This window comes from Mammaliicoccus sp. C-M13 (genome assembly GCF_022386845.1).
Classification (GTDB): Bacteria; Bacillota; Bacilli; order Staphylococcales; family Staphylococcaceae; genus Mammaliicoccus; species Mammaliicoccus lentus.
In genome coordinates this window covers 101,367-127,385 of sequence record NZ_JAJNHQ010000009.1, presented here as the reverse complement: position 1 = coordinate 127,385, position 26,019 = coordinate 101,367, and the positions used below count along the sequence as shown (strand labels likewise).

The following is a 26,019-nucleotide window of genomic DNA, read 5'->3' as shown; positions in this document are numbered from 1 at the left end:
GTTATCAAATCAAAAGAGGTGTAGAATATGTCTACTAAAATTAAAGTGCTTATTATAGCAATAGTAGTTGCATTTGTTGCTGTTGTAGGGATTGGTGGGGCAGCGACTTATTATTTTTTAACTAACACCCCAAAGAATACATATTTATTAAGTGAGCAAAAGTCAGCAAGTTTATGGAAAGATTATTTTAATGACAGATTTGAAAATGAATCTAAGTTTCAAGACAAAATGAAAGATGAGTCTTATGAAATGTCTTATAAACTGGGAGTTGAAGTTCCGGATAGTCTATTATCACAAATTGGGCTACCAAAATCAGTTATAGATTCAACTAATCTTATATTTAATGTAGGACATGATCCAAAAAAGAAAAACTCTAAATTAGGTATTGAACCAACAATTGCAGATAATAAAATTGGTAATTTCCAGTGGAGTGCTGATAAAAACAATCAGTATTTAGAAACACCATTATTTGATAGTATTTATAAAGTGAAAAATGATGAAATTAAAAAAGGTATTGAAAAAGCAACTGGAGAATCACTTGATCAAGGTGAAAGTAATAATGTTACAAATGATTCATTAAACTTAAATACAATTTTATCAAGTTCTCAAGTTTCACAAGACCAAATAGATAAAATATCTAAACGATATAGTGATCTTATCGTAGATCAATTAGATGACGATAACTTTAAAAAAGATAAAGAAAAAGTTAAAATCTTTGGTGACGAAAAGAAACTAAAGAAAGTTACGATGAATTTAAGCTCTAAAGATACTAAAAAAATCACTGTTTCAGTATTAGAACAAGCGAAAAAAGATAAAGACATCAAAGAAATTGCTGAAAAACAAGGTAATGTTAAAGAATATAATAAAGAGATTGATGATTTATTAAAAGAAGCAAAAGACGAAGATGAGTCTAATTATCCAAAAGTGAAGTCAATTATATTTGTAGATGGAAAAGAAATCTTAAAGCGTGACTTAACAATCACTAATAAAGATGACGAACAAGTTAAATTAACAGGAGCAAACGTTATTGACGATGGCGTGCAAGTTGATTACAAACTATCAGTTCCTGACAACGAAGATGTAATAACATTAAAAGGTAAATCTACTGATGGTGATAACATTAGTGATAAATACAAACTTAATGTAAAAGAAAATGAATATAGCAATACTATGGTTCAATTAGATAATAAATCTAAAGTTGATGGAGATAAACGTACTGATAAAGGTACAGTAACTTTAACACCTTCAACTGGTAGCAAATTTGATTTAAATTATGAAAATAATTTAACAACTGATGTTAAAAATAATGAGCAAAAACAAAAATTTAATATAAGTTTTGAACAAAATGGTGAGCCAATTAAATTAATGATTGATGGCAAAACTGAATTGAAGAAAGATATTAAATTCAAAAAAGACGGCGCAGTAGACTTTAATACTTTATCATCTTCAGAAGTAGATGATATTGGCGACGAAGTTCAAGACAAATTTGAAGATATCGTAAAAGATGTAACAAACGATATTAATTAATATGGAAGGAGTGGTTATATGTCGACTTTAAAATTGTTCAACATATACCACTCTTTTTTAATTAAAAAGTGGTATTTGCTTGTATATATTTTATTATTATTTATCGCATTGCTTGGTTTAATGATAGGGATTCAACATTTTAACCAAAAAGACGACAGCTTTACAATTGGTATCGTAGATAAAGATCAATCTAAAGAAACAAAGTTAATATTAAATGCTGTTGGTGATGGACAATCACTTGGAGATAATCTTAATATTGAGCATTATAATGAACAACAAGCAGCAAAATTATTAAAAAGTAAAAAAATAGATGGTTATTTCTTATTTAAAGAAGGCATGACAAAAGCTTTTTATAAAAATGGAGAACTTCCAATTGTTGTTAATACATATGACACACAGTCCATCGAAAGCATAGTTATTATGCAATTAACAGATTCTGTATATAGTAGATTAATGTTATCGATGGGAGGAGCACTATCATATACACATGTATATGAAGATGCTTCTGATGAAGAATTGCTTACTATGATGACTGATATGTTATTTACAGGATTAAATAGAAATGGTTCTTTCGAAGAAGAACCAGTAAAAGTATACGATACAGCAAGTTATTATATTGTAGCATTTTACTTTGTATCCATTTTTTTCTTTTTCTTTTCTATATTCAGCATATTAAAAATGAACCAAAAAAATGCCTTAAAGGAAAGACTTAGTATGTTTCATTTCTCTTATGAAAAATTAACTATTGTGAGAGGGTTATTCAGCTTAATTTCTACAGCTATATGGAGTTGCTTTGGTTTATGGTTGATTCTAAAATTTTTGAATCCTGATTTTGAAATGTATAACTGGCCAACTTTATTAATATATATTGTATATTATCTTTTTGCATTGATGGCTATATTTATTTTTATTGATATAACAGCAAGACAAGCATTTAATTATGTTTGGAAAATTGTTTTGACTGTCGTTATACTAATATTTTCTGGGGCAACGATTCCTGTTGTTTATTTAAAAGGGCTGTTTAATAATATTATAGATATGTCGCCTTTTACTATTGTCATGAATCAATTATTAGAATTAATACTTAACAATTATATATTAAATGTACACCCTATGTTTTATTGGAATATATTAATAGTTATGTGTTTATTGGTTATTTCTTTAGTTTGGAGGTATCGCCAATGAAACCTATATTCAATTTAGTCGTATTAAAACAATGGGTACAATATATCATTTTAATACTTTTTATTATTTTAACTGTAAGTGTAGTTTTTATGGTTGAAGCTTCTTCAAATAAAGTATTTAAAGTCCCTATAGCGATTCAAGATATGGATCAATCTAATGAATCTAAAAATTTAATTCATACTTTGGAACATACTAAATATTTGGAAGTAATTAAATTACAAAAAGATGAAGCTTATATTGAAGATGTTATTCAAAAAAAGCAAGCTATAGTGAGTATGCAAATACCTGAAGGTTTTAACAAAAAGCTATCTAATAATAATTTAAGAGATGCAATACCTTTATATTATAAAGATGATTTTATTGGTGAGATTGCATTAGAAGTAACTAGTAAAGCACTATATGAACAACAAATTCCAATTATTATTCAAAAACATTTAGACAAATCAGGACAGAATGTAAGTCTAGAAACAATCAAAAAAGAATATAAAAAAGATACGCCAAACTCTAAAATGGAACAACATGCTGTAAATAAAAATTCCGACGTTTCTATAAGCGCAGGATTAATTATTGCATTATTATTAGTTATCAGTACAAGCCAGATTGTGTTACATCAAAGGTTGAAGCAAAATGCAGCTCTAGAAAGATTACTAATGTTTAATAACACTAAAATGAAACTATATTTGACATATATTTTAACACATACTTTATTATTATTTTTTATCATTTTCATAATAGGATTATGTTTATCATGGTCATTAAGTTTCAAATTTTACTTGATAACGTTTTTAATATTGCTAATCTATGAATTTGGACTTTCGGTATTATTATTCAAAATAAATACATTAAGTCATAAAATATTTATGGCTTTATTATGGGCAATAGCTATAAATATTGTATATGTATTTATACAAATATAGGTGGTGTATTGATGATTAAGATTAAAAACCTCAATAAAAATTATAAAAATAAACATATATTTAGCGATTTTAGTACAGAATTCAACGATAAGACATTAACTGTTCTACTAGGTGAAAATGGTGCTGGTAAATCTACTTTGCTGAGAATGATTGCTTCCCTTGAACAACCTACTAGTGGTGATATATTTTATTTTGGAAAAAAATTAAATAATCGACAAATAAAAAATAAAATAGGTTATATACCTCAAGACATTGCTTTGTTTGAACATATGACTGTTAATGAAAACATTAAATTCTTTAAAGCTTTGTATAAAAAGTCAATTACTGATGAACAAATAACAACGTACTGTGAAAAATTAAATTTGACTGAAAGACAGTCGAAAGTTTCTTCTTTATCAGGTGGAACTAAAAGAAAAGTCAATTTGTTAATTGGGTTGTTAGGTAATCCAAATATATTAATTTTAGATGAGCCGACTGTCGGTATAGATTTAAAATCAAGATATGACATACATCACTTATTAAATAGTCTGAAGTCATCATGCTTAATTATTTTAACAACGCACCATTTAGACGAAGTAGAATCATTAGCAGATGAAATTAAATTAATTGGCAAAGATCCTTTCTATAGAAATGTACTTGAGGAAAAAGGTTGGCAATTTGAAGATAGCTTAGAAGAGCTAAATAACGCATAATAAATCAAGCTTTGTAAATGCAACGGATATAAATTAGTTAGAACTTTTTGATTTTAGTTTTTATATAAAATCAGAATTTTTAAAATACTAATTATCTTGTTGCATTTACTTTTTTTTACGTGTATTCTTATTTAGTATATCGGAATTAAAAGAATTAGGAGGAAAACTAAATGGAAACATTATGGGTAATCATAAATATTGTTGTTTTCTTAATATTTATAGGGGTATTAGCCTACTTAAGTAAAAAACACGTGAAGTTTTCAAAGCGTGTATTAATAGGTTTAGGCATCGGGATATTATTAGGTTTAGTATTACATTTGATTTATGGCGTAGATTCTAAAGTGACAGAAAATACAGCTTCGTGGTTAGATGTAATCGGTACTGGTTACATTAAACTACTACAAATGATTGTAATGCCATTAATATTCATTTCAATCGTTTCTGCTTTTACGAAAATAGCTATAGGACAAAATTTTGCTAAAGTTGGTGCATGGATATTTACATTCTTAATAGGTACCGTTGCAGTTGCAGCTTTAGTTGGCGTTATATATGCAATGATATTTAATTTAGATGCATCACAAATAGACATGGGTGATGTTGAAAATAGTCGAGGACAAGAAATTCAACAAACATCGGACGATATGGAAGCAAACAATTTACCAAGCCAAATTATAGAGCTATTACCAGCTAATCCATTTTTAGACTTCACAGGTGCTAGAGGCACTTCTACAATAGCTGTTGTAATATTTGCTGGTTTCGTTGGATTTAGCTTTTTACGTGTGATGAGAAAAGAACCGGAAAAAGGTAACTTACTTAAAAGAGGTGTCGATGCTATTTACGCTTTAGTAATGGGTATCGTGACATTTGTATTAAGATTAACTCCATATGGTATTTTAGCTATTATGACAAAAACAGTTATGACAAGTAATTTTGAAGCGGTTTGGACGTTAGGAAAATTTGTATTAGCTTCTTACGCTGCTTTAATAACGATGTTTATTATTCACTTAATTCTAGTAACAGTAGTTGGTTTAAATCCTTCTACTTATGTTAAAAAAACAGGCGAAACATTATTATTTGCATTTACATCTAGATCAAGTGCAGGTACATTACCATTAAACGTGCAAACGCAAACTCAACGTTTAGGTGTACCTGAAGGCGTAGCAAACTTTGCTGGTTCATTCGGGTTATCAATAGGACAGAATGGTTGTGCAGGTATTTATCCAGCGATGCTCGCAATTATGATTGCGCCAAGTGCAGGTGTAGATATAGACTTACCGTTCATATTGTCAGTAATTGGCGTCGTTGTAATCAGTTCATTTGGTGTAGCCGGTGTAGGTGGAGGCGCAACATTTGCGGCAATTCTCGTATTATCTACATTAAATTTACCTATTGCATTAGCAGGGGTTTTAATTTCAGTAGAGCCATTAATTGACATGGGTAGAACAGCTTTAAACGTTAATGATTCTATGCTAGCAGGAACAGCGACAGCTAAACTAACTGGTCAATTAGATGAAGATAAATATAATGATCAAGACTTTGATGAACTAGGTGAATCATATTAAATCATTAAAATGAGAAATAATAGTGTTCTCAATTTATTCATTTAGTGCTAATTTAATTTTTGGGCTGGGGCATAAATACATGTCTCAGCCTTATTCATTATAATGACAGTAGTTGACAAGGTGGGACTACGAATTCTTTTTAATAAAATGAGATTTCTATCCCACTCTCTTTTATGCTTAAAAACTTATCTATACAGTCGGATATGTATTGAAAGCATATTATGACAGTGATAAAGTGATACTAAGGAGCGTGAAAACGATGAGCAGAGATTTATTTATTAAAACAGAGTTTCAACAGAAATGGATTAATAAAATTGAAAATCATAAAGAGGCTTTACAAAAACATGCTGAAGAAAATGATTTACACTCAAAATTTCCTTATGAAAATATTAATTGGTTGATTAAAGAAGGTTACACAAAAACAGTATTGCCAAAATCGTATGGTGGAGAGGGTGCGACACCTGAAGATGTTATTATATTACAAGAAACTTTAGGCAAAATTGATGGTGCAACAGCTTTATCGATAGGATGGCATATGGGTGTCGTTGGCCAAATATATTCAGAAAATTTATGGGATAAAGAAATCATGGATGAATTTGCTGAAGAAGTTCTAAATGGTGCAATCGTTAATAGGGCGGTTAGTGAAGCAGATACGGGAAGTCCAACTCGTGGTGCTAGACCCAGTACAAATGCTAAATTAGTAGGTGACGAGTATATTATAAATGGTGTGAAAACTTTTACCACAATGAGCCAAAGATTGACTCACTTTTTAGTCGGAGCTTTTATCCCTGAAAAAGAAGCTCTAGGATTTTTCTTAATACCTAGGGAAACTGAAGGATTAACAATTGCAGAAAATTGGAACATGGTAGGTATGCGTGCTACAGAAAGCCATGATCTAGTATTAGACGATGTGAAAATAGATAAAAAGTATTTAGTAGAAGTATCTAAAGGTCCACGTGGCGTCGTACCAAATCCTTGGAACCTTCATATACCAGCTGTTTATTTAGGAATTGCACAGGCTGCACGTGATTATGCTGTTGATTTTGCAAACGAGTATAGTCCAGGTAGCATAGAAGGTGTTATTGCTGATATACCAGCAGTTGAGCAAAATATAGGGAACATGGAATTAGAGCTTACAACAGCACGCCATTATATTTATAGTGTAATCGATAAATATCAAAATCCACCTATAACAAACGCACGAATTAATGAAGAAATAGGTGCAGCAAAGCATGTTGTCGTTAATCACGCAATTAAAATTATTGATAGCGCCATGAGAATTGTTGGTGCCAAAAGTTTAGAGATGGAACGCCCATTGCAAAGATATTATAGAGATATTAGAGCTGGCCTTCATAATCCGCCAATGGATGATATTACTATTAAAAAGTTAGCTAAACAAGCACGAGAAGAAAGAACAAAATAAGAGAAGAAAATTTAACGCTCAACTCCATTTAATCTATTTAAGGAGATGAGCGTTATTGGTATTTTATGTTTATAAAGCTTTATTAACTTTATACTTTTTACGTTTTTTGCGTCTAGGTTTCATACCAATCGACATATAAAGTACTACTGTTAAAATGATAATCATACCGATTAATTGCCATAATCCAAATGAAACTTTTAACCAAATAACTGAAGAGATAACTGCAGTAACAGGTTCCATCACACCAAATAATGCTGTAGTTTGAGGACTTATGTATTTAACACTTTCTAGATACATCCAAAAAGCAAACATTGTTCCAAAAGTGATGACAAAAATAAAATATAAAACGCCTTTTAAATCGAGTAAATGCCAAGGAAATGAAAAGTCTAAGTTAATGATAGATAAAGCTATACCGCCAATAAACATGGACCAACCGATAACTACTAGCGAAGGCCAATTAATGAATAATTTAGTAGCATAAACTGTATAAAAAGCTGCTGCACATGCAGTTAATAATCCCCAAACAACTGCATTACTTGGAACAGAAAGGGTAGAAAAATTACCATTAGTCAATAATAAACTTGTTCCAAATAATGAACATAAAATAATCGTAATATCTGCAATTCTAAATTTACTTTTTCTAGTTAGCAGTAAATAAATAAGAATGACTACAGGAGCTAGAAATTGTAATAATGTTGCCACAGCTACGTTACCTTTGTCTATCGTTGCCATAAATGTATATTGGACGCCTAACATACCAAATAAAGCATAGATAATAAGCTGAAATAATGAATGTTTTACTTTAAATATATGCATTAAAGGCTGTCGTTGAATAAGTTTAGCTATTAATAACAAGAAGAAACCACTCAGTGTTAAACGAACAGCTACAAACAATGAAACAGGTAAATGATAATCTGTAAATAATTTTTCTGTAACTGTTCCACCTATACCCCAGAAAGAAGCACCAAATAAGACAAGTAAAGTGCCTTTTAGCTGTTCATTTTTCAATATAAATCCCTCAATTCTAATCTTTTATAATTATTTTATTGTATCATTTGAAATTTAAACCAACAATATTCAAATAACTTTTACTTGCTTTTTTAACTTAGGCGTTCTTATAATGTACATAATCATTCTAAAGAGAGGTAGTTAAATGAAATATGTTTACATGTCGATCGGGATACTTGCAACTGCGCTCGGGTTTTTAGGCGCTGTATTGCCTTTACTACCAACTACTCCTTTTATTTTACTAGCAGTTTTTTGTTTCGCAAAAAGCTCTGAACGTTTTCATAAATGGCTTATAAATACTAAAGTATATAAAGAATATGTTGAAGATTTTCAAAAATATAGAGGATATACATTGAAAAAGAAATTCGAATTACTTATTAGTGTATATATTGTGGTTGGTTTTTCTATATGGATGGTTGATAACTTTTATATCAGAATAGGGTTATGTATAATGTTATTCTTCCAAACAGTAGTCTTATTCACTTTGGTGAAAACATTACCTGCCAAAAATAAATAAATTTTTAAACTACCTTTTTGTAAGGTAGTTTTTTTATTTATTTAAAAATTCTTATTGATATATTTTGGAAAACAATATATAATTGCTTTATTGCAAATGATAATCGTTATCAACAGGAGGGTATTATGAAAAAGTTATTAACATTAGTTTTGGCTTTAGCTTTGATTGTAGCAGCATGCGGGAACAAATCAGAAGATAAAGAAGACAAAAGTAAAAATGATACAAAATCTAGTAATGATACAGTGAGTTACACATTGGATGATGGTAAAAAAATTGATATACCAAAAGATCCTAAAAGAATTGTCGTATTAGCTCCGTCTTATGTTGGTGGATTTTTACATTTAGGCGTTAAACCAGTAGGAGTTCCAGCATCAACAGATCAAACAAGTGTGTTAAAAGATAAAATTAAAGGCATTGAAAAAGTAAGCGAAGATAATGTTGAACAAGTAGCAAAATTAAAACCAGATTTAATCATTACATATAACCAAGATAAAAATTTAAACAAATATAAAAAGATTGCAGCAACTATTCCATATGACTACAACAAACACAATTATTTAGATATGCAAGTTGAATTAGGTAAACTTGTAAACAAAGAAGATGAAGCAAAAAAATGGGTAGAAAAATGGAAGAAACAAACTGCTAAAGATGGTAAAGAAATTAAAGAGAAAATCGGTGAAGATACAACTGTATCTGTAATCGAAGCTTTCCAAAAAGATATATACAGCTACGGTGAAAACTGGGGTAGAGGTACAGAAGTACTTTACCAAGCATTTGGTCTAAAAATGCCTGAAAGCGTTGAGAAAGACGTTAAAAAAGATGGATGGAAGAAAATTTCACAAGAAGAAATTGAAAAATATTCTGGAGATTATTTATTCTTACCATTAACAAAAGGACAAGAAAAACCAGAATTTATTAATACTGAATCATACAAATCTATACCTGCTGTTAAGAATGATAAAGTAATAGAAATTGATGCTCAAACTTTCTGGTATAATGATCCGTATTCATTAGAAGTACAACGTGAATTCTTAAAGAAAGAATTATTAAAAAAAGCTGATTAATCAACTTTAAGTCGTAAAATTAAACTTATAAATAATATTAAAACAGTGGAGCCCGAGACAAATTAATGTCCCGGACTCCACTGTTTTATATTTTTTAATACGTTAGTTTAATTCATTATAATCGAACTATTTAGTTTCTTTTACGTATTGATCATTTATCGTATATATTGTTAAGCCTTTAATATTCTTAGTTTGTTTGTAGAATGGTAAGCTCGCAAGGTAACCTACGATAAATGCAATAAAGAATCCTATTACTGATACTGTAAATGGTGTGATATCCGTTTTACCAATAAAGTACGAAGCAATTGCTGCAACGATTAAACCGATAATAACACCGATTGAGTTTGCTTTTTTAGTAAAGATACCTACAGCGAATACCCCTGCAATTGGCACACCAAATAGTCCTGTTACTAATAGGAATAGATCCCATGTTTCATTAGTTTCTTGATTGATTAAATATAATGAAGCTAATGTACCGAATACACCTGCTATTATAATGATGATTCTAGCTAAAAGTACATCATTTTTAGAATCATTATTTTTAGAAAATCTTTGTTTTAAATCGACAACGACACATGCTGAAATCGAGTTTAAACTAGATGAAATTGTTGATTGAGCAGCTGCAAATATCGCTGCAATTAATAGACCACCAACAAACGGCGGAATTTGTGTCAAAATGAAGTAAGGTACTAATGCGGATGTGTTAAATCCTTCTGGTAAAGTTGCTGTATTATTATAGAAAGAATATAATACAGTTCCCATTCCATAGAAAATCGGAATTGTGATAAATGCTAGTAAACCGTTAGTCCAAAGTGACTGATTTGTTGAAGCTACAGAACCTGTTGTTTGATAACGTTGAACGATATCTTGACTGGCCGTATATTGGTGTAAGTTATTAAATATGGAACCAATAAAGATGATAGGTATAGCAGCTGCTGCGCCCCCAAGTTTCCAATTATCCATAGATATAAATTTCTTGTCTTGTACTGCTTCTTGAGCTACTGTTGCAAAGTTGCCATCAATTTGAAACGCACCTAAGAAGATAATTGCTACTGCGCCACCGATCAGAATAATACCTTGTATAACATCGCTCCAAATAACACCTTCGATACCGCCCATAAATGTATAAATCATACATAATAGACCTACCAATGCAGCTATTAAATAAGGATTAATATCAGAAACAGCTGTAATTGCTAATGTTGGTAAGTAAATAACGATTGCGACACGTCCAACATGGAATAATGTGAAAGCCAATGAGCCAATAACTCTTATAATAACGCCAAAACGTTCTTCTAAATATTCATAAGCAGTTGTTACATCTAATTTTCTAAAGAAAGGTATATAGAAATAGATAAGTAACGGTATGATTGCAATAATTGCGATATTCCCGGCAGCATACGACCAATCTGTATTAAACGCACGCTCTGGTGTACCCATATATGTGATGGCACTTAATGTAGTTGCATATATTGAAAAACCTACAGCCCAAGACGGTACTTTACCTTTTGCTTTAAAGAACGCCTCTGTATCTTGTCCGGCTCTCTTAGTAAAGTATACCCCGACTAATAGTGTTCCCAATAGATAAAGTATCAATGCGACCCAGTTTGCTGTACCAAAACCTACTTCATTCATGTATGACATCCCCTTTGTTCATCAATAAATTATAAGTTGTATTTTGAAACGAGTGATTTAACTTTTTCTAATCCCTCATTATCTAAAGGTGCTAAAGGTCTTTTTACTTCTCCAGCTTCAATTCCTTTAGCTGATAATACTGCTTTTAATGTAGGGTATATTCCTAAAGCAAGTACTTGTTCGATGATATCGTTTGTTTCATGTTGAATATCATAAGCTTCTTGAATGTTACCTTGTTTAGCTAATTCGAAAATTTTTCTTGCTCTCTGACCATTAATGTTGTAAGTAGAACCAATTGCGCCATCTACTCCAGATATAGCTGCTTGAATAAGCATTTCATCAAAACCAGATAAAATTAATTTATCAGGGAATGCTTTTCTAATTCTTTCTAATAAGAAGAAGTCAGCAGCAGTATATTTAATACCGATTACTTTTTCATTTTCAAAAAGCTCTTCAAACTGTTGAATGGATAAATTCACACCAGTAAGCGCAGGAATTGAATAAATAATCATGTCATTTCCAGTCGCTTCGATAATTGCATTATAGTAATATTTAATTTCTTCAAAACTAAATGGGTAATAAAATGGTGTAACTGCTGATAATGCATCATAGCCAAGAGAAGTAGCAAATTTACCTAATTCGATTGATTCATTTAAATCTAATGCACCAACTTGAGCGATTAATTTAATTTCATCTCCAGCTTCATCTTTAACAATTTCGAATACTCGCTTTTTTTGCTCTGTGTTTATTAAGAAATTTTCCCCAGAACTACCATTGATATACAAACCATCAATACCTTGAACGTCGATATTTTGACGTACAATTTGTCTCAAACCTGATTCTAAAATATTTCCTTCTTTATCAAATGGTACTAGTAACGCTGAATATAAGCCTTTCATCATTAAAAACTCCTTTTTTATTTTTATAATTGATAATATTGTCAGACCAATTTATAATTATATTGTAAGCGATTGCATCATTAAGTGTCAATTGTTTTTATAAAACTAGATTTTTGTATGATAAAATAAACTTTAAAAAGGGGGGAGATACAATGATGAAAAGAACATCTTTAGTGGACGTAGCAGTTGAAAAATTAAAAGAATATATAACAATTCATCAATTTGAAAATGGTGATAAACTCCCTTCTGAAAAATTACTCATTGAAAAATTAGGTGTTAGTAGAACAGTAGTAAGAGAAGCAGTTAGTAGGTTACAACAAAGTGGTTTAATAGAAGTTAAATCTGGAAGTGGTATGTATATAACTGAAAAAGATAAGCATCTATCTATGCTTTTTGAGTCTCACATGAAAGTTCATGGATTTAAAATTAAAGAATTATTAGAAGTACGTAAAATTATAGAATTAGGTGCTATACGTTTAATTATCGAAGGAAAATTAAACGTAGACTCTCAAAAGTTGAAAGATATTAATAAGAAATATTATGACTCTATAAAACAAGCTGATCAATTGGCGCTATATGATTCGATTTTTCACGAAACCATCATTTTATTTACTAAAAATCAAACGCTTATTTCTATGAGTAAAGTTATTAAAGAATATTTTTCAAAGAATCAATTCAATAAAGTCGTAGTACAAGAAGATATAGAAAAATCTTTTTACGAACATGGTAAGATTATAGAAGCTATAGAATCGTTAAATTTAATTTTAGCGCATGAAATAATGAATAACCATCTTTCAAGAGTGTTTGAATGGATAGAAGATTTGGAGCGTAAATCATGAGTAATTTAAATAAAATAGAAGTACAAAGTTTAAAGGAACAAGTTTTACAAGAAATTAAACAATATATTTTATCAAATGGCTTAACTATGGGCGACAAATTACCTACAGAAAGAGCGCTTACTGAAATGTATGGTGTAAGCCGTTCTGTTGTACGAGAAGCACTTAGTTATTTAGAACATACAGGTGTTATAGAAACGGTTCAAGGAAGAGGTACAGTCATTAAAGCACCTGATGTAACGAGCTTAGTAGAAGGTTTTTTATTTAGTTTTCAAGTTGCAAATGGCTCGAAACAAGATTTATTATCTTTAAGAATTATTTTTGAATGTGCAGCTATAGAAGAAATTATTAAAAATAATAAAGATATTGAATTATTGTCTCAAATAGTAAATGAGGATGTAAAGAATCATTATGAGAATGATCGTAAATTCCATCAAGCAATTTTACATTCGACTGGTAACGCACTATTTGAACAGTTGAGTACAGTCGTACAATCATACTTTTATCATATTGAAAATCAACAGCAAGAAATTGACTATAAAGAAACATCTCAAACACATAAACGTATAGTAGAAGCAATCCATAATAAAGACATCACAACTGCAAAAGAATTAATGACTAAGCATTTATCACTTAAGGAGGGCTAACATGAAAATAGCTATAGATATAGGTGGAACTTATATAAAATCTGGAGTAATAGATGAAGCACAAAAACTTCATGGTTATCAAAAAGTCAAAACACCGGAAAATATTCAAAACGAAATACTTAATGAAGTTAAAAATATTATAGAAATGTATGTGAAGGACTTCGAGTTGAATAATCCCAAAGTAGGTATTTCAACAGCAGGAGTGGTTGACTCTGAAAAAGGTGTGATTACTTATGCAGGCCCGACAATACCTGGATATAATGGAACAAACTTTAAAGAGTCATTGGCATATATCACTCATAATGTTGAGATTCACAATGATGTGTCTTGTGCGTTGTTAGGGGAATTATCTGAGCATGATGGTAATACTCAATCATTATTTTTAATGACAATTGGTACTGGAATAGGAGGCGCTTATTACGAAGATAAATTATTAGAAGGTGCGAATTATAAAGCATGTGAAATTGGTTATTTATTATATGATGAAGAGACAAATACAACGTATGAAGACCGTGCTTCAACAAATGCTTTAAAATCAATAATTAATAAGCAATATAGAGAACCTGTTTCTGTAGAACAGTTATTTGAGTTGGCATATAGCGATGATGAAAAAGCAATGACTATATTAAAGAACTGGGCTAAAAAAGTCGCAGAAGGAATTGCACAAGTTCAAATAGTATTTGATCCTGAGATTATACTTATTGGTGGAGGTATCTCTAAACAAGAGGAGAAGCTGATTGATTTAATTGAACCATATATAAATCAATATTTACCAGAAGATTATGGGCATGCACGTATTGAAACAACTTCAAAAGGTAATGACTCTGCTTTATATGGGGCTGTAGCACTTTTTAATTGATTGTTAACTTAATATTTATTTTGGTTAACAATGTGATATAATATATCTTATCTTATTAATAGGAGTGAAAATTTTGAAGACAAAAGATATCGTTATTATCGCAATGTTTACCGCATTTATAGCTATGCTAGCATTTATACCACCAATTCCGTTACCCTTTATGCCGGTTCCAATAGCTTTTCAAAATACAGGCATCATGCTGGCTGGGTGTCTATTAGGGTATAAAAGAGGTACGCTTAGTGTAGTTATATTTTTATTATTAGTGGCAGTCGGACTACCTATTTTAACTGGAGGAAGAGGCGGATTAGGTGTATTTTTCGGTCCATCAGCAGGCTACATATTAGGATACCCACTTATTACATTTCTTATTGGTTACTTTATCGATATAAAATGGAAGAAGTTAACATTTGTTTACGTACTTATCATTAATATAGTAATAGGTGTACTATTATTGAATTTAATCGGTGGATTTGTCATGGGGGAATTCATGAATATCTCTATTTCTAAGAGATATATTTTCGCAGCTACATTCTTGCCAGGAGATATCGTTAAAGCTATTTTAACAACTATGTTATTATTTAGTTTAAAACATATACCTGAAATTAAAAGGATAAGAAATAGTTAAGAGGTGAAGTAATGTGATATCGTTTAAAGATATAATTACTGACGGCGATATTTTAGAAACTACAAATCGATATATTCACTATCAAACTTTGCATAAAAGAATACAATATGATTCAAATAAAATAGTTTATAAAATTATGCCTGATTTACATACCTTTAAAAAAGATGAACAAATGTTAAAAGCATTACATGATCAACATAAGCAACCATTTTTAAAATTTGTATTCCCAGAAAATGAGCGACTTGAGGAACCATTAAGTTCATATTTAACTTATAGAGGTTATGAGTATAGTTGGATAGAATTATATGTAGTTACACCTCAAAAATTATTAAAAGAACCACATGATGATATAGAAGTAATGCATACAGATGAAGATAATATTGTAGATTTTTTAAATATTTCTTATGAATTTGATAAAAAGTTTGGAACAGACTATGCAGAATTGAAAGTAGAAGATAATAAAAAGCAATTTAATTCGGACAATCCTATACAAGTTATTTCTTATTATAAAGGGAAACCAGCTGGGATTTTACTAATATGGGATAATGAAGCATATGTCGAACTAGATAGCTTTACTGTTAGAGAACCAATGAGAAGACTAGGTATAGGATCACAAATGCAATCGTTTGTAGCGAATTATGCGAAAGGGAAATCCGTAATACTCGTTGCAGATGGTGAAGATACTGCAAAAGATATGTATAAAGCACAAGGTTATCAATATGGTGGATTCCAATATGAAGCTTTAAAAGAATTTACAGTAGAATAAAAAGTACAAAATGCTCTTTCTTTAAAATGCAGTTATGCATTTTTGAAAGAGCATTATTCATGTAAACTAGTAGTTAATCTATTTCTAGTCGTTCTGGGTGAGAATATACGTTAAAGCTACCATCTCTTATAAAACCTATAGCTGTTATGTTAAGATCATTAGCTATTTCAATAGCTAAATTAGTTGGTGCTGATTTGGAAAGTATAACACCAACGCCAATCTTTGCTGCTTTTATTAATATTTCCGAGGAAATACGACCGCTAAAAATAAGCACTTTATTTCTTACAGGTATATCTTCTTGGATGCAGTATCCATATAATTTATCTAGCGCATTGTGTCGACCAATGTCAGCTCGATGTTCATAAAACATGTCGCCATCACTAATAGCAGCGTTATGCAATCCACCTGTTTGTTGGAAAATTTTACTTTCTGTTTGAAGTTGGTCCATCATACTAAGAATTTGATTCGGCTTTATTTTTATTTTTGAATTCGATATTTTAGCAGTTAAAGCATCATTGTTAAAATAAAAAGAGCGACTTTTACCACAACAAGATGAAATCATACGTTGTGTGAATTTATTATCTTTAAGATTTATTTTTTTATTTAGTTCTACATGAGCAAAACCTTTCGAATCATCTATTGAAATTTGCATTAAATCACTTTTTTTGAATATAACGCCTTCTGAAGCTAAAAATCCTAGAACAAGTTCTTTGAGGTTTTTCGGTGAGCAAATTATTGTAGCAAATTCTTCACCATTAACCATAATGGTAATTGGGAATTCAGTGACATAATCATCTGTAGTTTCTTTTAATTCTTGATGTTCATATCTTAAAATGGGTTGGTTAAAAGTCATATTCTGCTCCATATATATTCCTCACTTTAATTATCGATTTATTTATGATTACTATTTTACTGTGAAGAATGAACTTTTAAAAGAAGAAAGCTTTTACATAACTTACGTTATATTCTAAAAATTAAATTAATTTAGGTAAGGTAAAGCCCTAAATTGTCAATCATATTACCCTGAAAATTAATTTGATTATTCTATTTAATACATATTTGTGAAAAAATATATAAGGAACTTTCATTAATCGATTGAAAGGTGTAAATTAAGTTTATACATATTTTGAAACGGAGATGAATGAGAAAATGAAGAAGGCCTTACTATTGATTCTGACATTACTACTTGTCTTAGCTGGATGTAGTTCAGAATCAAATCAGGACAAAGCTAGAAAAGAAAATGCTGACAAAACATTTACTGTTGCAGCAGCAGCGAGTTTAACAGATGTTACAAAAGCATTAGAAAAAGAATTTAAGAAAGAACATCCTAAAACAAAAATTAAATTTAACTATGGTGGGTCAGGTAGTCTTCGTAAACAAGTTGAAGCTGGCGCAGATGTCGATGTCATGATGTCAGCTAATACTTCTGATATCGATAAATTAAAAGATGAAGATAAAGTTTCTGAAGTTTATGATTATGCTGAAAATAAATTAATCATTATAAAATATAAAAACTCTCCAATTAAAAATTTAAAAGATATCAGTTCACCCAAAAAAATATCTCTTGGTGAAGAAAAAAGTGTACCAGCAGGTCAGTATGCAATTGAATATATGAAAAAAGAAGATATATATAATGGCATGACGAGTACTTTTGTATTTGCAAAAGATGTTAAACAAGTACTAAATTATGTACAAAATGAAAATGCAGAAGCAGGCTTTGTTTATGCTACAGATATTTATAAAGGTAAAAATGAAAAAGTGAAAAATATTGAAAAATTATCTGATGCACCTTTAGACAGACCTATTGTTTATAGAGCAGGTCTTGTAACGGATAATAAAGAAGCAAAAGAATGGTTTGAATTCTTAAAAACAAAAGAAGCCAAACAAATATTTAAAGATTATCACTTTGAAGAATAGGAGATAAATTATGCCAGATTTAACACCACTTTGGATATCAATTAAAGTATCGTTAATCAGTACTATTATTGTATGCATATTAGGGATTTTTCTGGCGAAATTAATGCATAGATATAAAGGTAAAATGCGTCCTATTATTGAAAGTATTATTATGTTACCAATCGTTTTGCCACCTACTGTGATGGGGTTTATATTATTGATTATATTTTCTAAAAACAAATTGTTTGGTGGCATTTTAGATGAAGTCTTTCATGTTCAAATTATATTTACATGGGTTGGAGCTGTCATAGCAGCTGTTATCGTAAGTTTGCCTTTAATGTATCAACACGTAATAAATGGATTTCAATCTATCAATCCTAAAATGTTAAACTCTGCGAGAACAATGGGAGCTAGCGAAAGTAAGATTTTTAGACAGATTATTTTACCATTATCAAAGCGAGCAATATTTTCAGGTATTGTAATGAGCTTTGCAAGAGCATTAGGTGAATTTGGTGCAACTTTAATGATCGCTGGCTATATACCTGGATTAACGAATACATTACCTTTAGAAATATATTTCTTAGTTCAAGCAGGAGAAGAACATAAAGCCTGGATATGGGTGCTTGTATTGATTGCATTTGCTATTTGCGTTATTAGCACTATTAACATATTGAACCAAAAGAATCATAAATGGGAGTAGATATTAGTGATTGATATTCAAATTAAAAAGCATTTTAAAACGCGAACGATTGAAATGAACGTTCAATCTAATGAACCTAAAATATACGCAATAGTAGGTAAGTCGGGAATAGGTAAAACGACGATGTTAAATATAATAGCAGGTTTGAATGAAGCGGATGACTGTAAGATTAAAGTTAACCACAATTTATTAAGTGATCATCACCATTTAGTAAAAGTACAAGATAGAAATATAGGTTATTTATTCCAAGATTATCAACTTTTTCCCCATATGACGGTAAATGAAAACATTCATTTTATGACAAGTCAAAATGAAAATACAAAACAATTAATTAAACATTTGCGAATTGAACATTGCTTAAAGCAATATCCTTCAACATTATCGGGTGGAGAATCACAACGCGTTGCACTTTGTAGAGTTTTAAGTGTGAAGCCTAATTTATTATTGCTAGATGAACCATTTTCTAGTCTTGATGATGAAACTAAAGAAGAAGGGATGAGCCTTATTAAATATATATTTAATACATGGCATATTCCTATCATTCTCGTAACACATTCTAAAAAAGAAGTTCAACGATTAGCACATGAAATAATAGAGATTAAATGAATATTTAACTTAATAATATTTGTAAGCTGAGGCATTTATCGATGTCTCAGCTTTTTTATCTTTAGTTAGGGATTTCGAGAAGCGGTATAGGTAATCCCCTAATACATATACTTTGTGAAAAAATGTACAATTTTATTAATAAAGGGCAAATATTAGGAGGTTCTATATATGGCTAAACTCGGTTTGAAATTCTTTAAACCAACAGAAAAATTTAATGGAAATTGGTCAATTTTAGAAGAGAAGAGTAGAGAATGGGAAAAAATGTACAGAGAAAGATGGAGCCATGACAAAGTTGTTAGAACAACACACGGTGTAAACTGTACAGGTTCTTGTTCATGGAAAGTCTTTGTAAAAAACGGTGTTATTACATGGGAAAATCAACAAATTGATTATCCTTCATGTGGTCCCGATATGCCTGAATTTGAACCAAGAGGCTGTCCAAGAGGAGCTTCTTTCTCTTGGTATGAATATAGTCCGTTACGTATTAAATTTCCATATGTAAGAGGGAAGCTATGGAAATTATGGAAAGCAGCATTGAATGAATTTGGAGATCCAGTAGTAGCTTGGGCATCAATTGTAGAAGATGATGTAAAAGCTGAATCATATAAAAGTGCTCGTGGTAAAGGCGGGCACGTACGTGTTAATTGGCGAGATGTTACTCAATTAATAGCAGCTCAAATTATTTATACTGTTAAGAAATATGGACCAGATAGAATAGCTGGCTTTACACCAATACCAGCAATGTCGATGATTAGTTATGCTTCTGGTGCACGTTTTATATCTCTATTAGGTGGAGAAATGTTAAGTTTTTATGATTGGTATGCAGACTTACCACCAGCATCACCACAAATTTGGGGAGAACAAACCGACGTTCCAGAATCGAGTGATTGGTATAACGCAGGATACATTATTATGTGGGGGTCGAATGTACCTTTAACGAGAACACCGGACGCTCATTTTATGACAGAAGTACGATATAAAGGAACTAAAGTCGTTTCGGTAGCTCCAGACTATGCAGAAAATGTGAAATTTGCGGACAATTGGCTTGCACCTAATCCAGGTACAGATGCGGCTTTAGCTCAAGCTATGACACATGTTATTTTGCAAGAATATTATGAAGATAAAAAAGAAGAAATGTTTATTAATTATGCTAAACAATATACTGATATGCCATTTATTATTCAATTAGAACCCCATGGAGAAGGCTATAAAGCAGGAAGATTTTTACGTTCAAGTGATTTAGGTATAAAGACTGAACATGCTGAATGGAAACCTGTTGTATATGATCAAAATTCTAAACAACTCGTAGTTCCGAATGGCACAATGGGTCAACGTTATGAAAAAGATGTGAAATGGAATTTAAAATTAGAAAATGAAGATGGCACTGTCATTGATCCAGCTTTAACTTTTAAAGACGCCGATGCATCAATTATGACCATTCAATTTCCTTATTTTGATAACGAAGGAAATGGTATTTTTGAAAGACCTATATTAGTAAAAGAAATTGAAAATCAAAATGGAGAAAAAATTTACGTATCAACTATTTATGATTTAATGGCTAGTCAATACGGAATAAGACGCTTTAATCATCCATTAGAAGCTACAGGGTATGATGATGAAAACTCTCTATATTCACCAAAATGGCAAGAAAAAATAACAGGTGTAAAATCATCAGTTGTTGTTCAAATCGCAAGGGAGTTTGCTCAAAATGCAATCGATACAGAAGGACGCTCGATGATTATTATGGGGGCAGGTATCAATCATTGGTTTAACTCAGATACGATTTATCGAGCTATTTTAAACTTAGTTATTTTATGTGGATGTCAAGGCGTAAACGGTGGTGGTTGGGCTCACTATGTTGGTCAAGAAAAATGTAGACCGATAGAAGGATGGTCAACAATCGCTTTTGCAAAAGACTGGCAAGGACCACCAAGATTACAAAATGCTACAAGTTGGTTCTATTTTGCTACAGATCAATGGAAATACGAAGAATCAGGTGTAGATAAATTACAGTCACCATTATCTAATGAGCTTAAACACCAACACCCGGCAGATTATAACGTTTTAGCTGCACGATTAGGCTGGCTACCTTCATATCCGCAATTTGATTGCAATAGTTTATTGTTTGGAGAAGAAGCTAAAGAATCAGGAGATGATTCCAATGAAGCAATTGTTAAAAGAGCAGTTGATGCAGTTAAATCTAAAAAAACAAAATTTGCAATTGAAGATCCTGATGCTAAAAAGAATCATCCTAAAACATTATTTGTATGGCGCTCTAATTTAATTTCGAGTTCTGCTAAAGGTCAAGAATACTTTATGAAACACTTATTAGGTACTAAAGATGGATTATTAGCAAATCCAAATGAAACGGAAAAACCAGAAGAAATTGTATGGCGTGAAGAAACTAACGGTAAATTAGATTTGTTAGTAGCTTTAGATTTTAGAATGACGACCACACCTTTATATGCTGATGTCGTTTTACCAGCAGCAACATGGTATGAAAAACACGATATATCATCAACAGACATGCATCCATTTATACATCCATTTAACCCAGCAGTCGATCCATTATGGGAATCAAAATCAGACTGGGATATTTATAAAACCATAGCAAAATCAGTATCAGAATTAGCTAAAACACATATGAAAGGCGTGTTTAAAGATGTTGTAACAACACCGTTAGCACATGATACACAACAAGAAATAGCCACACCATTGGGCTTAGTAAAAGATTGGTCTAAAGGTGAAATTGAAGCAATACCTGGTAAAACAATGCCTGGATTTGCAGTTGTAGAAAGAGATTATACTCAAATTTATGACAAATATATATCAGTCGGACCTTTATTAGAAAAAGGTAAAATAGGTGCTCATGGTGTTAGCTTTTCTGTGAAAGAACAATATGACGAATTGAAGTTAATGCTTGATACGTGGGAAGATGGCACGGTTAAAAATGGCTTGCCTAGGATGGATACTGCTAGAAAAGTTGCAGATGTCATATTAAATGTATCATCTGCATCAAACGGTAAAGTATCACAAAAATCATACGAAGATTTAGAGCAACAAACAGGAATGGAACTTAAAGATATTTCTGCAGAAAGAGCATCTGAAAAAATTACATTCCCTAATATTACTGCTCAACCTCGAGAAGTTATACCGACAGCAGTGTTCCCAGGCTCTAACAAGTTAGGAAGAAGATATTCACCATTTACAACTAACATTGAACGTCTTGTACCATTTAGAACATTAACAGGTAGACAAAGTTACTATATTGACCATGAGGTGTTTCTACAATTTGGGGAGAACTTACCAATTTATAAACCGACATTACCACCTATGGTATTTGGTACGAAGGATAAACAGATTAAAGGTGGCGTTGATACACTTGTATTACGTTATTTAACACCACATGGTAAATGGAATATCCACTCAACTTATCAAGATAATCTACACATGCTAACTCTCTTCAGAGGAGGGCCGACAGTTTGGATTTCTAAAGAAGATGCACAATCTAATGATATTAATGATAATGATTGGTTAGAAGTTTACAACAGAAATGGGCTAGTAACAGCAAGAGCAGTAGTGTCTCATAGAATGCCTAGAGGCACGATGTTTATGTATCATGCTCAAGATAAACATATTGAAACACCAGGGTCAGAAATTACAGATACTCGTGGAGGTTCACATAATGCTCCAACACGTATTCATTTAAAACCAACGCAATTAGTCGGTGGATACGCACAAATTAGCTATGGATTTAATTATTACGGTCCAATCGGTAACCAAAGAGATGTATATGTAGCCATTAGAAAAATGAAGGAGGTAGATTGGCTTGAAGATTAAAGCGCAAGTAGCTATGGTTATGAACTTAGATAAATGTATAGGATGTCATACTTGTAGTGTTACGTGTAAGAGTACATGGACAAATAGAGAAGGTGCTGAATATATATGGTTCAATAACGTTGAAACTAAACCAGGGATAGGATATCCAAAAAGATGGGAAGACCAAGAAACTTATAAAGGTGGATGGGTGCTAAATAAAAAAGGTAAATTAGAATTAAAATCAGGTAGTAAACTATCAAAAATTGCACTAGGTAAAATATTCTTCAACCCTGATATGCCAGAAATGAAAGATTACTATGAACCATGGACGTATAATTACAAGCATTTAACGACAGCTAAAGAAAGTAAACATTCACCTGTTGCAAAAGCAGAATCCGTTATTTCAGGAAAAAAGCTAGATATAAAATGGGGACCGAACTGGGAGGACGATCTTGCAGGTGCACACGTTACAGGTCCGACAGATCCAAACATTCAAAAGATTGAAGAAGAAATTAAATTTAATTTTGACCAAACATTTATGATGTATTTACCTAGGTTATGTGAACACTGCTTAAATCCTAGTTGTGTAGCTTCTTGTCCATCAGGCGCTATGTATAAAAGAGATGAAGACGGTATTGTACTTGTAGACCAAGACGCTTGTCGTGGATGGCGTTACTGCATGACGGGGTGTCCATATAAAAAAGTTTACTTCAACTGGAAAACAAATAAAGCAGAAAAATGTACGTTTTGTTTCCCTAGAATTGAAGCTGGATTACCAACTGTTTGTTCTGAAACTTGCACAGGACGTATGCGTTATTTAGGTGTACTACTATATGATGCTGATAAAGTACAAGAAGCAGCTTCAACAGAAAATGAGCAAGATTTATACGAAAAACAATTAGATTTATTTTTAGATCCATACGATGAAGATGTTATTCAACAAGCTGAAAAAGACGGAATCACTCAAGATTGGATTGAAGCGGCTCAAAATTCACCTGTTTATAAATTAGCTATAGAGTATAAGCTTGCGTTTCCACTACATCCTGAATACCGTACTTTACCTATGGTTTGGTATTGTCCGCCACTTAGTCCAATTATGAATTATTTTGAAGGTAAAGATTCGATTAGAAATCCGGATATGATTTTCCCAGCTATAGAAGAAATGAGACTACCAGTACAGTATTTAGCTAACATGCTTACAGCTGGTGATACTAGAACTGTTAAATTAGCATTGCAAAGAATGGCTATGATGCGTAGCTATATGAGAGCAAAATCTAGTAACAAAGAATTTGATTTATCTAGATTAGACAGAGTAGGCCTATCAGAAAGACAAACTAAAGATATGTATAGATTATTAGCTATAGCGAAACATGAAGATCGATTCGTAGTACCAACATCTCATAAAGAAGGATACATGGATACTTATAGAGCACAAGGTAGCCAAGGATTTGGTGGAGAAATGTTTGGCTCGAATTGTGACGGATGTGGCGTACAAAGTATATCAAATGGTAAATCAGGGCAAGAGATTTATAATGAGAACTTCTATGGAGGGATTTTCCGTGATTAATTTAGAAGCTTTGAATCAATATAAAAAGAGTTTTGGTTTTTTTAGTAATCAACTTACGTATCCTGAAAAATTAGATTTTCATCCAAAAGCTTTTGAATCAGCGTTTGATGAAAAACATCCAGCTTATGATTCTATACAACAATACTGGGATAATATGTACGAAATATCACTAGATGACATTCAAGAAGTTTATACAGAGACATTTGATTTTGAAAAGAAAACAACTTTGTATATGACTTATAATAAGTTAACTGAACAAAAAGAAAGAGGACAAATGTTAGCAAGGTTAAAAGTTTTATATGAAATGTTTGGTTTAGAAATGCCTAAAAGTGAATTATCGGATTTTTTACCATTAATGCTAGAATTTTTATATGCAGCTGAATGGATAGGAGATAGTCGAGCACAAGAAAGTTTAACGCTCGTTGTGATGGTTATCGAAGACGGAACATATGAATTAATGAAAGTTTTAGCTCAGAAAAATAGTCCGTACTTCCATCTTATTAAAGCATTACGTGAAACATTAAAATCATGTGTAATTGAACAAGAGAAGGTGGCGAGTCATGATTAATCAATTTGTTTGGGTCATTTTTCCTTATTTATGTGTAGCCATATTTATAGTTGGGCATATATTTAGATTTAAATATGATCAGTTTTCATGGACCGCAAAATCAAGTGAATTCATTGAGAAAAAGCAATTAATGTGGGGGAGTATTTTATTCCATTTAGGTATTATTCCAGTTATTTTTGGGCATATTGTTGGTTTAGGTATACCTGCTGAATGGCTAAGTGCTATAGGTGTAAGCAATCATTTATACCATATAGGAGCGGTTTATATCGGAAGTATATTTGGTATAGTTACATTAATCGGTATGTTTTTATTAACAGCTCGTAGAATTACTAAACACAATGTAAGAAGAATGAGTTCATTTTCCGATATTTTAGTTAATATATTATTATTAGCGATTGTATTTATGGGATGTGTAGCTACTTTATGGACGAATGCAACGGTACCAGATTTTGATTATAGACAAACAATTTCTGTGTGGTTTAGAGGTTTGTTGATTTTTAGACCTAATGCGGAATTAATGACTACTGTTCCGTGGACATTTAAGACGCATATTATTTTAGGGTTATTGATAACAAGTATGTGGCCATTCACTCGATTAGTACATGTGTGGAGCGTGCCATTAACTTACTTTAGTAGAAGTTATATTATTTACAGAAAGCATAAAACGAATTAAACTAAAGGTGAAAAATGAGTTGAGGTGC

24 protein-coding genes are annotated in these 26,019 nt (G+C 31.3%); 20 read left to right on the top strand and 4 right to left on the bottom strand.

Features of this window, described 5'->3' with window-relative positions:
* The first annotated feature begins 27 nt into the window (after nucleotides 1-27).
* The 6 genes from LQ615_RS08820 (at nucleotide 28) to LQ615_RS08795 (ending at nucleotide 7,306) form a co-directional block, all read left to right on the top strand.
* On the top strand, nucleotides 28-1,527 hold the full coding sequence (locus LQ615_RS08820) for a DUF6583 family protein (RefSeq protein WP_017000928.1): 1,500 nt from the start codon (nucleotides 28-30) through the stop codon (nucleotides 1,525-1,527).
* Between the two features lie 18 nt (nucleotides 1,528-1,545).
* Entirely contained in the window at nucleotides 1,546-2,712 is a 1,167-nt protein-coding gene (locus tag LQ615_RS08815) for an ABC transporter permease (protein WP_239703985.1), read from the top strand.
* Nucleotides 2,709-3,629, top strand: a complete 921-nt coding sequence (locus LQ615_RS08810) for an ABC transporter permease (protein ID WP_147641181.1) — start codon at nucleotides 2,709-2,711, stop codon at nucleotides 3,627-3,629. Before LQ615_RS08815 ends, LQ615_RS08810 begins: the two co-directional genes overlap by 4 nt.
* Before the next feature lie 11 nt (nucleotides 3,630-3,640).
* Entirely contained in the window at nucleotides 3,641-4,321 is a 681-nt protein-coding gene (locus LQ615_RS08805; RefSeq protein WP_017000931.1) for an ABC transporter ATP-binding protein, read from the top strand.
* Nucleotides 4,322-4,491: 170 nt separating this feature from the next.
* Nucleotides 4,492-5,883 carry an L-cystine transporter gene (locus tag LQ615_RS08800; RefSeq protein WP_064204602.1) on the top strand — a complete coding sequence of 464 codons (1,392 nt, stop codon included), beginning with the start codon at nucleotides 4,492-4,494 and terminating at the stop codon, nucleotides 5,881-5,883.
* A gap of 259 nt (nucleotides 5,884-6,142) precedes the next feature.
* Nucleotides 6,143-7,306 (top strand): acyl-CoA dehydrogenase family protein, encoded by a 1,164-nt coding sequence (locus tag LQ615_RS08795; RefSeq protein ID WP_239703984.1) that lies wholly within the window; start codon nucleotides 6,143-6,145, stop codon nucleotides 7,304-7,306.
* 69 nt (nucleotides 7,307-7,375) lie between these two features.
* Here LQ615_RS08795 and LQ615_RS08790 read toward each other — a convergent pair whose 3' ends face one another.
* Nucleotides 7,376-8,314, bottom strand: coding sequence for an EamA family transporter (locus tag LQ615_RS08790; RefSeq protein WP_082892494.1), 939 nt, complete (start codon nucleotides 8,312-8,314; stop codon nucleotides 7,376-7,378).
* 145 nt (nucleotides 8,315-8,459) lie between these two features.
* On the opposite strand from LQ615_RS08790, the gene LQ615_RS08785 reads away from it, so the two are divergent.
* Complete coding sequence (locus LQ615_RS08785) at nucleotides 8,460-8,831, top strand: YbaN family protein (RefSeq protein WP_017000934.1); 372 nt, start codon at nucleotides 8,460-8,462, stop codon at nucleotides 8,829-8,831.
* Between the two features lie 125 nt (nucleotides 8,832-8,956).
* A complete protein-coding gene (locus tag LQ615_RS08780; protein ID WP_064204600.1) occupies nucleotides 8,957-9,895 on the top strand; it encodes an ABC transporter substrate-binding protein in 939 nt (312 codons plus the stop codon).
* Between the two features lie 126 nt (nucleotides 9,896-10,021).
* On the opposite strand, the gene LQ615_RS08775 is transcribed toward LQ615_RS08780, so the two are convergent.
* Nucleotides 10,022-11,530: a sodium:solute symporter family protein gene (locus LQ615_RS08775; RefSeq protein ID WP_239703983.1), complete on the bottom strand. Its 1,509-nt coding sequence runs from the start codon at nucleotides 11,528-11,530 to the stop codon at nucleotides 10,022-10,024.
* A gap of 29 nt (nucleotides 11,531-11,559) precedes the next feature.
* Nucleotides 11,560-12,429: an N-acetylneuraminate lyase gene (locus LQ615_RS08770; RefSeq protein WP_103268743.1), complete on the bottom strand. Its 870-nt coding sequence runs from the start codon at nucleotides 12,427-12,429 to the stop codon at nucleotides 11,560-11,562.
* A 152-nt stretch (nucleotides 12,430-12,581) separates the two neighbouring features.
* Between LQ615_RS08770 and LQ615_RS08765 the strand changes: the two genes are divergently transcribed.
* The 5 genes from LQ615_RS08765 (at nucleotide 12,582) to LQ615_RS13535 (ending at nucleotide 16,162) form a co-directional block, all read left to right on the top strand.
* Entirely contained in the window at nucleotides 12,582-13,268 is a 687-nt protein-coding gene (locus tag LQ615_RS08765; protein WP_103268744.1) for a FadR/GntR family transcriptional regulator, read from the top strand.
* Nucleotides 13,265-13,912 (top strand): FadR/GntR family transcriptional regulator, encoded by a 648-nt coding sequence (locus LQ615_RS08760; RefSeq protein WP_017000349.1) that lies wholly within the window; start codon nucleotides 13,265-13,267, stop codon nucleotides 13,910-13,912. Before LQ615_RS08765 ends, LQ615_RS08760 begins: the two co-directional genes overlap by 4 nt.
* Nucleotide 13,913: 1 nt before the next feature.
* Nucleotides 13,914-14,771 (top strand): ROK family protein, encoded by an 858-nt coding sequence (locus tag LQ615_RS08755; RefSeq protein WP_103268745.1) that lies wholly within the window; start codon nucleotides 13,914-13,916, stop codon nucleotides 14,769-14,771.
* A gap of 73 nt (nucleotides 14,772-14,844) precedes the next feature.
* Nucleotides 14,845-15,396: a biotin transporter BioY gene (locus LQ615_RS08750; RefSeq protein ID WP_064204596.1), complete on the top strand. Its 552-nt coding sequence runs from the start codon at nucleotides 14,845-14,847 to the stop codon at nucleotides 15,394-15,396.
* A 13-nt stretch (nucleotides 15,397-15,409) separates the two neighbouring features.
* On the top strand, nucleotides 15,410-16,162 hold the full coding sequence (locus LQ615_RS13535; RefSeq protein ID WP_182094073.1) for a GNAT family N-acetyltransferase: 753 nt from the start codon (nucleotides 15,410-15,412) through the stop codon (nucleotides 16,160-16,162).
* 73 nt (nucleotides 16,163-16,235) lie between these two features.
* Here LQ615_RS13535 and fdhD read toward each other — a convergent pair whose 3' ends face one another.
* Nucleotides 16,236-17,027, bottom strand: coding sequence for a formate dehydrogenase accessory sulfurtransferase FdhD (gene fdhD / locus LQ615_RS08740; protein WP_182094072.1), 792 nt, complete (start codon nucleotides 17,025-17,027; stop codon nucleotides 16,236-16,238).
* Nucleotides 17,028-17,311: 284 nt separating this feature from the next.
* Here fdhD and modA point away from each other — a divergent pair, with 284 nt between their 5' ends.
* From modA to narI, 7 genes are all read left to right on the top strand, one after another.
* Nucleotides 17,312-18,079, top strand: coding sequence for a molybdate ABC transporter substrate-binding protein (gene modA / locus LQ615_RS08735; protein WP_026023691.1), 768 nt, complete (start codon nucleotides 17,312-17,314; stop codon nucleotides 18,077-18,079).
* 10 nt (nucleotides 18,080-18,089) lie between these two features.
* Nucleotides 18,090-18,758 (top strand): molybdate ABC transporter permease subunit, encoded by a 669-nt coding sequence (modB, locus tag LQ615_RS08730; protein WP_017000343.1) that lies wholly within the window; start codon nucleotides 18,090-18,092, stop codon nucleotides 18,756-18,758.
* Between the two features lie 6 nt (nucleotides 18,759-18,764).
* Nucleotides 18,765-19,364: an ATP-binding cassette domain-containing protein gene (locus LQ615_RS08725; protein WP_481817008.1), complete on the top strand. Its 600-nt coding sequence runs from the start codon at nucleotides 18,765-18,767 to the stop codon at nucleotides 19,362-19,364.
* Between the two features lie 168 nt (nucleotides 19,365-19,532).
* Entirely contained in the window at nucleotides 19,533-23,204 is a 3,672-nt protein-coding gene (locus LQ615_RS08720) for a nitrate reductase subunit alpha (RefSeq protein ID WP_218688320.1), read from the top strand.
* Nucleotides 23,194-24,750: a nitrate reductase subunit beta gene (gene narH, locus LQ615_RS08715; protein ID WP_017000340.1), complete on the top strand. Its 1,557-nt coding sequence runs from the start codon at nucleotides 23,194-23,196 to the stop codon at nucleotides 24,748-24,750. The genes LQ615_RS08720 and narH overlap by 11 nt, the downstream gene beginning before the upstream one ends.
* Nucleotides 24,743-25,318 carry a nitrate reductase molybdenum cofactor assembly chaperone gene (gene narJ, locus LQ615_RS08710; protein WP_017000339.1) on the top strand — a complete coding sequence of 192 codons (576 nt, stop codon included), beginning with the start codon at nucleotides 24,743-24,745 and terminating at the stop codon, nucleotides 25,316-25,318. Before narH ends, narJ begins: the two co-directional genes overlap by 8 nt.
* Nucleotides 25,311-25,991: a respiratory nitrate reductase subunit gamma gene (gene narI / locus LQ615_RS08705; RefSeq protein ID WP_017000338.1), complete on the top strand. Its 681-nt coding sequence runs from the start codon at nucleotides 25,311-25,313 to the stop codon at nucleotides 25,989-25,991. The genes narJ and narI overlap by 8 nt, the downstream gene beginning before the upstream one ends.
* Nucleotides 25,992-26,019 lie beyond the last annotated feature (28 nt).

Bases quoted from the DNA above. Each gene is read 5' to 3' on its own strand.
- LQ615_RS08770 (WP_103268743.1), bottom strand. From the start codon at position 12,429: ATGAAAGGCTTATATTCAGCGTTACTAGTACCATTTGATAAAGAAGGA.
- LQ615_RS08800 (WP_064204602.1), top strand. From the start codon at position 4,492: ATGGAAACATTATGGGTAATCATAAATATTGTTGTTTTCTTAATATTT.
- LQ615_RS08810 (WP_147641181.1), top strand. From the start codon at position 2,709: ATGAAACCTATATTCAATTTAGTCGTATTAAAACAATGGGTACAATAT.
- narI (WP_017000338.1), top strand. From the start codon at position 25,311: ATGATTAATCAATTTGTTTGGGTCATTTTTCCTTATTTATGTGTAGCC.
- LQ615_RS08820 (WP_017000928.1), top strand. From the start codon at position 28: ATGTCTACTAAAATTAAAGTGCTTATTATAGCAATAGTAGTTGCATTT.
- LQ615_RS08760 (WP_017000349.1), top strand. From the start codon at position 13,265: ATGAGTAATTTAAATAAAATAGAAGTACAAAGTTTAAAGGAACAAGTT.
- modA (WP_026023691.1), top strand. From the start codon at position 17,312: ATGAAGAAGGCCTTACTATTGATTCTGACATTACTACTTGTCTTAGCT.
- LQ615_RS08815 (WP_239703985.1), top strand. From the start codon at position 1,546: ATGTCGACTTTAAAATTGTTCAACATATACCACTCTTTTTTAATTAAA.
- modB (WP_017000343.1), top strand. From the start codon at position 18,090: ATGCCAGATTTAACACCACTTTGGATATCAATTAAAGTATCGTTAATC.
- LQ615_RS08765 (WP_103268744.1), top strand. From the start codon at position 12,582: ATGATGAAAAGAACATCTTTAGTGGACGTAGCAGTTGAAAAATTAAAA.
- LQ615_RS08785 (WP_017000934.1), top strand. From the start codon at position 8,460: ATGAAATATGTTTACATGTCGATCGGGATACTTGCAACTGCGCTCGGG.
- LQ615_RS08805 (WP_017000931.1), top strand. From the start codon at position 3,641: ATGATTAAGATTAAAAACCTCAATAAAAATTATAAAAATAAACATATA.
- LQ615_RS08795 (WP_239703984.1), top strand. From the start codon at position 6,143: ATGAGCAGAGATTTATTTATTAAAACAGAGTTTCAACAGAAATGGATT.
- LQ615_RS08720 (WP_218688320.1), top strand. From the start codon at position 19,533: ATGGCTAAACTCGGTTTGAAATTCTTTAAACCAACAGAAAAATTTAAT.
- LQ615_RS08755 (WP_103268745.1), top strand. From the start codon at position 13,914: ATGAAAATAGCTATAGATATAGGTGGAACTTATATAAAATCTGGAGTA.
- fdhD (WP_182094072.1), bottom strand. From the start codon at position 17,027: ATGGAGCAGAATATGACTTTTAACCAACCCATTTTAAGATATGAACAT.
- LQ615_RS08775 (WP_239703983.1), bottom strand. From the start codon at position 11,530: ATGAATGAAGTAGGTTTTGGTACAGCAAACTGGGTCGCATTGATACTT.
- LQ615_RS08780 (WP_064204600.1), top strand. From the start codon at position 8,957: ATGAAAAAGTTATTAACATTAGTTTTGGCTTTAGCTTTGATTGTAGCA.